We start from the raw sequence: 10,640 nt of genomic DNA on the forward strand, positions 1-10,640 counted from the left end.
TTACGCTCCCATTATTCGCCTCTCCAGTCGTTAATTGTATGAAATGCGATAAGTGACCGAAATCACACTTAAAAATGATCTAAAACAAAAATCGCCCAAACAGGTGAGTGCGCGCCCCCGCAATTTTGCCAGCTGGATCGCGTTTCTTTGATCAAGTTTGAAAATATTTATAAACATACTTGCAACATTTCAGCTGGTCAGACCTATACTCTCGGCACTGGTCTGATTTCTAAGTCGTACCTCAGACCCTACACTTCGCGCTCCTGTTACGGTATGTAACATTGTTTGTATAAAAATAAATCTATGAGGTTATGGTCATGAGCCAGAAAACCCTGTTTACAAAGTCTGCTCTCGCAGTCGCAGTGGCAATTATCTCCACACAGGCCTGGTCTGCAGGCTTTCAGTTAAACGAATTTTCTTCCTCTGGCCTTGGCCGGGCATATTCGGGTGAAGGCGCAATTGCAGATGATGCAGGTAACGCCAGTCGTAACCCGGCACTGATTATGATGTTCGATCGCCCTACTTTTTCTGCGGGCGCGGTCTATATCGATCCAGACGTTAATATTTCCGGTAAATCGCCATACACCGGACGCAGCACTGATGCGGATAACATCGCGCCTACGGCGTGGGTTCCGAATGCTCACTTCGTGATGCCTATTAACGAACAGTTTGGTTGGGGTGCTTCCGTTACCTCAAACTATGGTCTGGCTACCGAATTTAACGACAGCTACATCGTCGGTGAATACGGCGGTAAGACCGACCTGAAAACGGTCAACCTTAACCTGAGCGGCGCCTACCGTCTGAATGATAGCTGGAGCTTCGGTCTCGGTTTTAACGCCGTTTATGCTGATGCAAAAATTGAGCGTTATTCCGGCGAGCAGACGGCTGCATTACCGAAGGTCAGCAACAAAATTGCCAGCCTGAAAGGGGACGAATGGGGCTACGGTTGGAACGCCGGGATTCTGTACGAACTGGATAAAAATAACCGTTATGGTTTGACGTACCGTTCTGAAGTTAAAATTGATTTTGATGGCGATTATAAGAGTGGCATCCGTACCCAGGCGAACGCTATACCAGGCGCTGGCACTACATTCCCATGGGGAACGACCAATGCCACCGTCCCGGGTTCTCTGACGCTTAACCTGCCTGAAATGTGGGAATTGTCAGGTTATAACCGTATTGCACCACAGTGGGCTATCCACTACAGCATGGCCTATACCAGCTGGAGTCAGTTCCAGGAGCTGAAAGCAACAGGTTCCGATGGACAGACACTGTTCTATAAAGAAGAAGGCTTCAAAGATTCTTACCGCATCGCGCTGGGTACCACTTATTACATGGATAAAAGCTGGACCTTCCGCACCGGTATCGCCTATGACGATAGCCCTGTTCCAGCAAGCAAGCGTTCCATCTCCATTCCGGATCAGGACCGCCTGTGGCTGAGTGCGGGTACAACTTATGCGTTCAATGACGATGCCTCTATCGACGTCGGTGTGTCTTACATGCACGGACAAAAAGTAACAGTGCAAGAAGGCGACTATACTTTCGACTCTGAAGGTAAAGCCTGGCTGTTTGGTACAAACTTCAACTACGCATTCTGATTTTCTTCAGACGTAAAAAAGGTGAGCTTTTTAGCTCACCTTTTTATTTGTCCAATTCCTTACTCAGAATCGATCTCTTTTAAATCGTCCTGAATATCTTTCGCGTTCGGGTTTTCTTCTGGTTTGAGTTTCCCGCCGTTCGCAATAAAGTCATGACGCTGGAAGTAAGCTTCACGCACCATGATGTAAGGATCGGAAGACTGACGCAGCAGACCGTCAGAGTCGAGCAATTGCGCACGGGTTTCAATCCCTTCAACCGTCCATTTGCCTATCGACAACGGCCAGGTCAGCCAGGACAGTACCGGATACAGCGTATCGACCATATCGCCGCCATCATCACGCAGTGTGAAACTACCGTAGAACGGAAGCTGCATATACGGCCCGTAACCAACATCATAATGGCCTAACGTACTGCCAAAGCGGTGTGGTTCAACGCGCTGCAACTTCGGATTAGCCATACCTGCCACATCTATAAAGCCGCCCATACCTAACAGGGTATTCAGGAAGAAACGGGTAAAGTGCACCATTCCCTGATAAGGATCGCCTTGCAGGAAATAGTTGACCATGACGGCCGGCTCTTCAAGGTTCCCCGTAAAGTTGCTTAAACCATTACGCGCTGGCTGCGGAACATAATCACGCCAGGCAACAGCTACGGGTCTAACAACATATGGATCTAAAACATTAAAGTTGAAGTTGTACATGGTGCGGTTGAACCCTTCAAATGGGTCCGAACGCCCCTGCTGTTCAGTACCGGAGCTCGCACACCCCACCAAAAGTGTGGTTCCCAGCGCAAGCGCCGACAGGCGAAGCTTCATAAGTGTCTCCCTGTGTTTTATGGCTATCGCTGATTGCCATCCATGACGGAACGATGACGTATCCGCCTGCTTAGATGTGAGCGATTGTAACAGCACGTCAAATGATGTCTATATACCCTGTCTTACTGATTTGATCATAGCCTGGTAATGCGCACTCCGCGGCGGTTCTATTCTAACTAACCCGATAAAAACAAACGTTACTATTTTTGCTATCTCAGACTTTCTCCCGCTGATTTTCGGACAAAAGCCGCTACGCTTTAGCAATACGTGCTTATTCAGGATTCGGCCATGAATGACATCAAGAAAGATAAGATTGATCGACACAGCGACGAACTCGAGGTGGAAAGCGATGAAAAGCTAACAGGGAAAAAGATAGAGCTTGATGAGGACAGACTCCCCTCCCGCGCCATGGCAATCCATGAACATATTCGCCAGGATGGGGAGAAAGAGATGGAGCGCGACGCAATGGCGCTACTGTGGTCAGCCATCGCAGCAGGACTGTCGATGGGCGCCTCGCTACTGGCAAAAGGGATTTTTCACGTACAGCTGGAAGGCGTGCCAGGGGGATTTTTACTGGAGAACCTCGGTTATACCTTCGGCTTTATTATTGTCATTATGGCCCGCCAGCAACTCTTTACCGAAAATACCGTCACCGCCGTACTGCCAGTGATGCAAAACCCTACCCTCGGCAATTTTGGCCTGTTGATGCGTCTGTGGAGCGTAGTTCTGCTGGGTAATATTGTTGGCACCGGGGTTGCAGCATGGGCGTTTGAACATATGCCGATTTTTGATGAAGAGACCCGCGATGCCTTCGTGAAAATTGGTATGGATGTGATGAAAAATACGCCAACAGAGATGTTTTCCAACGCCATCATTTCTGGCTGGTTAATTGCCACGATGGTGTGGATGTTCCCCGCCGCCGGAGCGGCAAAAATTGTGGTCATTATTCTGATGACCTGGTTGATTGCGTTAGGCGATACCACGCATATCGTCGTCGGCTCGGTGGAAATTCTTTATCTGGTCTTTAATGGCACGCTGCACTGGAGTGATTTTTTCTGGCCCTTTGCGCTACCAACGCTCGCAGGGAATATCTGTGGCGGAACGTTTATTTTCGCGCTGATGAGCCATGCGCAGATCCGCAATGATATGAGCAACAAACGCAAGGAAGAAGCCTGGTTGCAAGCAAAGCGTGATGAGCAAAAGCAGAAAAACCAGAAAAAACAGGCCTGAATGGTGACTGTTTGAGCAGTCGGGCGGCCTGAGACTTACCGTTGTGAGTAAAAAACGCTATACTCGTGCCGCTTCGTCCCCTTAGTTAAATGGATATAACGAGCCCCTCCTAAGGGCTAGTTGCAGGTTCGATTCCTGCAGGGGACACCATGAACTCTTATGCTTCCAGTTAAAATTCTTTCATTTACCAGTCAGTTCATCTCTGGGCCAGACGGTAAAACGGCACATTCCTCACTGTTGCAGTAAGATTGTCGGACACCACTGTCTGCTCTGTCGCTATCCGCATCCCTGCTTTTCTCAGCCTTAGCACATCAGCGGCAATACGTTGGCTGCCAAACCAGAAAAGCCCGTCCAGCGCAGTGACATCAAGGCCCGATTCCAGTGCCAGCTTCAGGCGTTCGCGTGGCGCTTTTACAGTTTTAGCTATCTGCTGATATGGCGCTTCGCTTGAACCTGCAGGACTAATGCGCCGGATGCGATGTGACAGACGGTACTGAAAATCATCCGGTATCCCGCTGAGACTGGCTTTCAGGCTATAAACACAACCAAAGCGTTTGCCGTTAAAGATGACGTTTTTCTGACTAAGCTGCAGTTCTTCACGTACGCTGGCAATCAGTTGCGGGGTACGGAGTAATAACAGGCGGAAAGGCAACTCAAAACTGGTCACGTAGTCCACATTCAATAAAGCAATACGCAGACGTTCTTCTGGACCTGCCTTCAATACTCGACATTCAGCAATAACATCAGCCCATTGGCCGGTAAGACGAGAACTCTCAGTCGCCTCAGTAAAGCTGTATTTTTCAGCCTGATAATCAATACGCTCGGTCACACTGAATTCCCTTCTGGCCACATCTCGGTATCGGTTGCTCACTTTACCAGCGACAGGCTGCAACCGGAAGCCTGCTAGTATTGTCAGTGGAATAAGAGAAACTTCTGCTGAAACGCTTCATTATTTGGTAAATCAATCATTAAAAATATTTTTTGACTAAAATCAATTCACATGAATTATGACTATTGAAATATAGCCATGATTAATTTTTAGCCAGCTCATCAGGGAAACTTCTCCCAAGCAGGCTGATTAATACCGGTAATAATAAAAATTACCGGTGACATTGTTCGAACTGATTCATCGCTTAGAAAAAAGGAATTTATTCATATGATCAGAATCAAGACCAGTATCGCTACCTTGGCCCTATGTACCTTACTGACTGCTCCCGCATGGGGAGATACGCAATCGCCGATACGGCTGGTGATCCATGGTGGTGCCGGTACTATTACAAAAGATACCATCACACCAGAACAAGAAAAGCAGTATACAGAAAAACTCACTGAAGCTCTGAATGCTGGCTATGCCGTTCTGAATAAAGGCGGTAGCAGCCTGGAAGCCGTTCAGAAAGCGATTAATGTGATGGAGGATTCCCCTCTCTTCAATGCAGGTAAAGGCGCCGTGTTTACCCACGATGGCCGTAATGAACTGGATGCGTCCATTATGGACGGGAAAACACGAAAAGCCGGCGCCGTTGCCGGTGTAACCACAGTTAAAAACCCAATTAATGCGGCGTATGCCGTTATGACACAAAGTCCGCATGTTCTCATGGTCTCGACAGGCGCGGATACCTTTGCAAAAGAACAGGGACTCGCAACCGTTGATCCGGCTTATTTCAAAACTGATTTTCGCTGGCAGCAATTACAGAATGCAATCAAAAAAGAAAAAGTACTCCTGGATCACGACGGAAAGAGCGCAGCTCTGTTTGCTGATCCGATGATGTATGACTATAAATATGGCACTGTCGGTGCTGTTGCACTGGATAAAGAAGGTAATCTGGCTGCCGGAACGTCTACAGGCGGAATGACCAACAAACGTTACGGACGAGTGGGAGATTCACCTATCATTGGCGCAGGTAATTACGCCGATAATGAAACCGTGGCGGTATCCGCAACCGGTTCGGGAGAAATGTTTATCCGCACGCTTACCGCTTATAACATTGCAGCCCAAGTGAAATACCGCAATACCCCTTTAAAGGACGCAGCACAGAATGCCCTGGATGAAGTTAAGGCGCTGAATGGCAGCGGTGGGGTTATTGTGCTTGATAAAGCAGGTAATTACTCCATGTCCTTCAACTCTGAAGGGATGTACCGCGGAACCATAGGTAATGACGGAAAACCTGTTGTAGCCATTTATCGTTAATGATATTTCCCCGCCATAAAGGCGGGGATGCTCTGTGACTCACGTCAGTCCCTTTCTCTTTTCACCCCCTCCTCGAATACCTGCAGGAAGAAATTACCAGGGTGACCGACGTCAGAAGTTGCACTCCCTCCGGGCAACATAATAAATATTGATTGAACTCATATACTTGAGTGCATCCACACTGATAATCTCTCGAGATTCATTTGTTGGCAGAAAGGGTCACTGTGTTAGAAATCTTTTCTTAACCCACTGAAAAATATTTAAAAATATTTTTCTCACATAAAAACGATGGTTCGTTCAAAACGGATCCGAATTTATTTGGGTTAAAAAAGGTACGGTATGAAAGTCACATGGACTGTCACCCCTGTCGGGTACCAGCGCATAGCTAAGCGTTGTCCATCATGTAATGTAAAACGCGAATTCGCACCTTCCGGAGCATTCAGAGTCAATTCGCAAAAGAAAGTGCTCGATATCTGGAGCATTTATAAATGCATCCACTGCGAATATACATGGAACATCTCGCTGTTTTCACGGCTTCGCGTCAGCAAAATCAATCGCGAGCTGTATCATCGATTTATCACCAACGATGCCAGTACAGTTCACTATTTTGCCAATGATACAGCGACCCTGAACCGGAATAATGCTGAGCTTGCAGGTAAACCTGATTTTCGTATTCATGAACAATGGCAAGTCAGCATCAACAGTGGCCAGTACGTCACCGTCAGCATCAGACTTTCCCATTCTTTTCAGATTAGTGTGCTCTCGATATTGAAGCGACAGCTTTTACTCAGCACTGCGGAGATAAAGAAACTGATAGATGAAGGTCATATTCGCGGTATTACGATGAAAGAACTTAAATCCCGAAAACTAATGACAGGACATTTAAATTTTAATCTGTCAGTAGTGACATTATGTGCTCAGCGAAAAGTTGTTCTGAGTCAGCGTTAACAATATGCAACTCACAATAAGGTGATGAGACTTAACCGACCCGGTATGTCGTCCGGGTCGGTTAAACGGCGTCACGTCAGACAACAAAACGGTTAACAAGACCCTTCATGGTTGCCGACAGATTGTCCAGCCGCTGGCTGTCGCTCGCAGCCTGAGAAACCAACGCCGCATTTTGCTGCGTGACCTGCTCCATCGGTCGCAGTGCCAGATTTATCTGGGTTACCCCTTGCGACTGCTCCGTCGCCACACGTGCGATATCCGCAATATATTGCTTCATACTGGTGGTATTATCCGCCGCGGCTTCCAGCGCGGTTGCAGACGCAGTAACCCGCTCAACGCCCTCACTAATTTTGACCATATTCTGCGCGACCAGCTCACGGATTTGGTTAGCCTCTTTGGCGCAACGCTGCGAAAGATTTCTCACTTCACTGGCTACGACAGCAAACCCCCTGCCCATCTCTCCTGCCCGTGCAGCTTCCACTGCCGCATTCAGCGCCAGTAAGTTAGTCTGAAACGAAATATCGTCAATCGAAGTCACAATATTCGAGATTTTCTCACTGGAAGCGCGAATATCCCCCATGCTCTGGTTCGCAGCACTGGCAACGTTACTGGCCTGTCGGACCTCTTTTTCCAGTCTGATTGTCAGATGCTCCGCTTCGCGGGCATTATCCGCCGTTTGCGTAATCGCAGTTGATAACTGCTCCATACTGGCCACAGCTTCTACTATTGATGCAGCCTGTTCATCTGTACGTTGAGCCAGATCCTGATTTCCCGCCGTAATACTGCTACTGGCATCGGATAAAACCACGGAGCCTTGCTTAATCTCCTGCACGATATGCTGAATACTTTCCAGCATCGTGTTATAGGCACGATTAAGTGAGGAAAGCTCATCTTTGCCCGGGGTCGCCAGACGTTGAGTCAGATCGCCGTTCATACCCGCAATCGTGCGTAGCGTGTCACTAAACTGACGGTGCATATTGATTGCGATGGCTCCAGCGAACGTCAATGATGCCAGGAGCGCTAACAAGCTAACAGCCATATATATTTGCCAGTTTTTTCGTGCATCCTGCGCGAGTTTTTCTGCATTCGCCAACAGAAGATTCGCCGCCACATTTTCTATCTGCCGCATCACTTCAATACGCTGGGTTTGTACTTTAAACCAGACAGTAGGGTCGACACCGAATCCACCGTTCTCGACATGGTTAAACGCGGTTTCACGAAATGAAAGGGCTTTTGACGCTTCTGCTGACTGTAAGCGGTTTTTCAACATAGCCGCCTGTTCCGGTGTACTCAGGCGTAACGATTCGGTCAGCCAAACGTTCTGTTTACTGACGACATCACTGAGCTGATGTAATTGTCCGTCGGCGAAATGACCGGAGGAAAAGATATTTGACAGCAGCGCCCGTTCAATACCCGCTTGTTCCTTCAAATTCAGCAGGTTGTAGTAGGCGGCGAAGGCGTTCGCCATTTCGCCAGAATCCGTCAACTGCCCCAATCTACCCACAAAACTCAGCACATCAGCAATGACGTTGGTATAAAACTTAACGACATCCGATGCTGGAAGCCCCAACTGCGTGACGTTTTCGCGGATGGTGGCAAGCGAAAGAATGTTTTTCTTAAACGCAGCGACAGAAGTGGCGACATCCCCTTTCGGCAATGCGGTATCGGACAGTGAACGCACAAATACCTCGATCTCGCGATCGGTCAAAGCCCGCTGTGCGTTTAACTCATCTTTGAACGTAGTCCCTGCAGCCCCCAGAAATCCGACACTCATTCCCCGTTCTTTTTGCAGTTCATGCACCACATTTCCGGCACTACGTGCGAGCGCTGTCAGTTGGGCAATATTCTCCATCTGCCGTTCTGTCTCAATACGCGTTAATATTCCTGAACCAGCAAACCAACACAACGCCAGTAATAATGGTTGTAGCGCAATTATTAACTTCATTTTCATCGGCATTCGATAAACCCACCACATGCCACTTCCTCCATTATCCATATTTTCACTATGGTTATCGGCGTAAAGAGGCTGTACTTTAAGATTTATCAAAAGACAGATAGGTATTTTTCAGGTTTAATTTTCGACAAAATAACTCTATTTGATTACGCATACCAAGACAAATAACTACCAGAACAGCATTTATAGGTCTATATTTTGCACTTTTATTATATATAGGATAATATTCTTTTTAAGAAAATGAAGAAACATCCAGGCGATACCATTCAAATGGGCGGAAATCAACTCTCATATGCAGCGTTCCCACCTTACGCTGGTACACCATAACCAACGAGATACCGCGTAGTGAAGATAGCTCATAGAAATAACTCAACAATCCGTAGTAATTTTAATCAGCATAAAATCCCCGGCTAAAATAGCTGACTCATAAAAGCAACAATCGGTATTCTTTGCAGATCGCAGATGGAATCCAACGTTCGGATTATTATATTAAACATCAATTTATCAAAAAACACATTCAGATCAACTAATTAATCACTTCGAGAAACGTGGTATCGATAACAGACTCACATTCACATTGAATAAAAAAATAATTTATCTAACATAATTAATGTTCACCATTACTCTATAAGAGAATCAATTTATGAAAAAACTCAGTGTCATTGTATTGTTAGGTTCGGCATGCGTATTTTCTGCATATGCTGCTGAGCAAATTACACCAGAACAGGCAAGTAAATATACAAAAACAGGAGAAATTAGCGTAACTGAAGATGGATTCACAATGACTGATGATGGGCTCAGCAAAAAAGTGGACGAAAAGGGTGGCAAATACTACGTAATTACATCAACTGAAGGACGCTCTGAACATAAAACCATCAATGCAGACATTTATAATTAAATGTCTTGATATAAATAAATCGTTAATAAACTATATCTGTACGAATACCAGATCCTCTTGATAAAGGAGGATCTGGTAACTTTATCTCGCAATAAATCTACAGCCTTTCATTTAATCTATTTAAGGAGGGTAATATGTCCAAGGTTTATACCTCTGGGAAATTGCCATATATCGCCTTCGCTGCAATTACACTCTTGCTCTCAGGTTGCACCACCATTCCTTCATCAATTAAAGGTAATGGTCAACCAGACTTGCAAAAAGATTTTCTTAAACTGAAGCAAACCCCTAACCTCTATGTAGGACAGCAAGTTCGATTGGGAGGACTGGTTATCAATGTTGTTAATCAACCTCATGAAACATTGCTCGAAATAGCAGTACTGCCGCTTAATAATGATGCTCAGCCAGAAATCGGGGCGCAATATCAGGGACGGATACTGGCTAAAAGCTTAACATTTCTCGATCCGGTTAACTTCCGGAATCACTATGTTACCGTACTGGGTAACCTGACGGGAAATCGTCCGGGTCGGGTCGGTAATTCCAGTTACCCGTTTGTTACAATGAACATTCTCGGTTATCAGATATGGCAGGAAGAAACACGTATTATGCCAGCACCGGGTTTTGATTACGGTATTGGGCCAGCCTGGCCAGCCGACTGGAATAGTATGATGTATCCAGGGTGGGGATGGTATGACCCACCGCTACAAGTGGAGAAAACTCTGTCTCCATAACATTCAATAATTCTCCTGCTCCACACCTCTATTCAATGCCTGGAAAAATGACACTACCAGGCATTATCACATGAATGCTTCACTTTTTATCCTATTGAATATAAATAAAAAAGCTGGCAAATCCATCGCCAGCAAAAGTCTATATAGGAGTCTCGAGTTCGTCACCAATACAAGTGACATATTTATCCTAATGCCCCAGAAAACATCCGACAAGTTTGTTTTATATAAATTAATCCTGGATAACATAAAACATAATATTTCTTAGTAATACCTAAGGAGTA

The 10,640-nt window shown here is 46.2% G+C and carries 9 protein-coding genes and 1 tRNA gene; 7 read left to right on the forward strand and 3 right to left on the reverse strand.

Going from position 1 to position 10,640, the window contains the following annotated elements:
• The first annotated feature begins 317 nt into the window (after window positions 1-317).
• Entirely contained in the window at window positions 318-1,598 is a 1,281-nt protein-coding gene (fadL, locus tag BZK41_RS24765; RefSeq protein ID WP_079939932.1) for a long-chain fatty acid transporter FadL, read from the forward strand.
• A 59-nt stretch (window positions 1,599-1,657) separates the two neighbouring features.
• Here the strand turns inward: fadL and mlaA are convergent, their stop codons facing one another.
• Entirely contained in the window at window positions 1,658-2,413 is a 756-nt protein-coding gene (gene mlaA / locus BZK41_RS24770; RefSeq protein ID WP_003028190.1) for a phospholipid-binding lipoprotein MlaA, read from the reverse strand.
• 288 nt (window positions 2,414-2,701) lie between these two features.
• Between mlaA and BZK41_RS24775 the strand changes: the two genes are divergently transcribed.
• Both BZK41_RS24775 and BZK41_RS24780 read left to right on the forward strand, forming a co-directional pair.
• A complete protein-coding gene (locus BZK41_RS24775) occupies window positions 2,702-3,643 on the forward strand; it encodes a formate/nitrite transporter family protein (protein ID WP_079939933.1) in 942 nt (313 codons plus the stop codon).
• A 75-nt stretch (window positions 3,644-3,718) separates the two neighbouring features.
• A tRNA-Arg gene (locus BZK41_RS24780) sits at window positions 3,719-3,793 on the forward strand.
• Between the two features lie 46 nt (window positions 3,794-3,839).
• Here BZK41_RS24780 and BZK41_RS24785 read toward each other — a convergent pair.
• On the reverse strand, window positions 3,840-4,472 hold the full coding sequence (locus BZK41_RS24785) for a DNA-binding protein (protein WP_079939934.1): 633 nt from the start codon (window positions 4,470-4,472) through the stop codon (window positions 3,840-3,842).
• A 327-nt stretch (window positions 4,473-4,799) separates the two neighbouring features.
• Here BZK41_RS24785 and BZK41_RS24790 point away from each other — a divergent pair, with 327 nt between their 5' ends.
• Window positions 4,800-5,831 (forward strand): isoaspartyl peptidase/L-asparaginase family protein, encoded by a 1,032-nt coding sequence (locus tag BZK41_RS24790; protein ID WP_079939935.1) that lies wholly within the window; start codon window positions 4,800-4,802, stop codon window positions 5,829-5,831.
• Window positions 5,832-6,170: 339 nt separating this feature from the next.
• On the forward strand, window positions 6,171-6,779 hold the full coding sequence (locus tag BZK41_RS24795) for a DUF1062 domain-containing protein (protein WP_079939936.1): 609 nt from the start codon (window positions 6,171-6,173) through the stop codon (window positions 6,777-6,779).
• A 76-nt stretch (window positions 6,780-6,855) separates the two neighbouring features.
• Here the strand turns inward: BZK41_RS24795 and BZK41_RS24800 are convergent, their stop codons facing one another.
• Complete coding sequence (locus tag BZK41_RS24800) at window positions 6,856-8,754, reverse strand: methyl-accepting chemotaxis protein (RefSeq protein WP_079939937.1); 1,899 nt, start codon at window positions 8,752-8,754, stop codon at window positions 6,856-6,858.
• Window positions 8,755-9,376: 622 nt separating this feature from the next.
• Here BZK41_RS24800 and BZK41_RS24805 point away from each other — a divergent pair.
• On the forward strand, window positions 9,377-9,631 hold the full coding sequence (locus tag BZK41_RS24805; protein WP_079939938.1) for a DUF1471 domain-containing protein: 255 nt from the start codon (window positions 9,377-9,379) through the stop codon (window positions 9,629-9,631).
• 134 nt (window positions 9,632-9,765) lie between these two features.
• A complete protein-coding gene (locus BZK41_RS24810; RefSeq protein WP_079939939.1) occupies window positions 9,766-10,359 on the forward strand; it encodes a Slp family lipoprotein in 594 nt (197 codons plus the stop codon).
• Window positions 10,360-10,640 lie beyond the last annotated feature (281 nt).

It is taken from the genome of Citrobacter sp. A316, from assembly GCF_002042945.1.
GTDB classification, from domain to species: domain Bacteria; phylum Pseudomonadota; class Gammaproteobacteria; order Enterobacterales; family Enterobacteriaceae; genus Citrobacter; species Citrobacter portucalensis.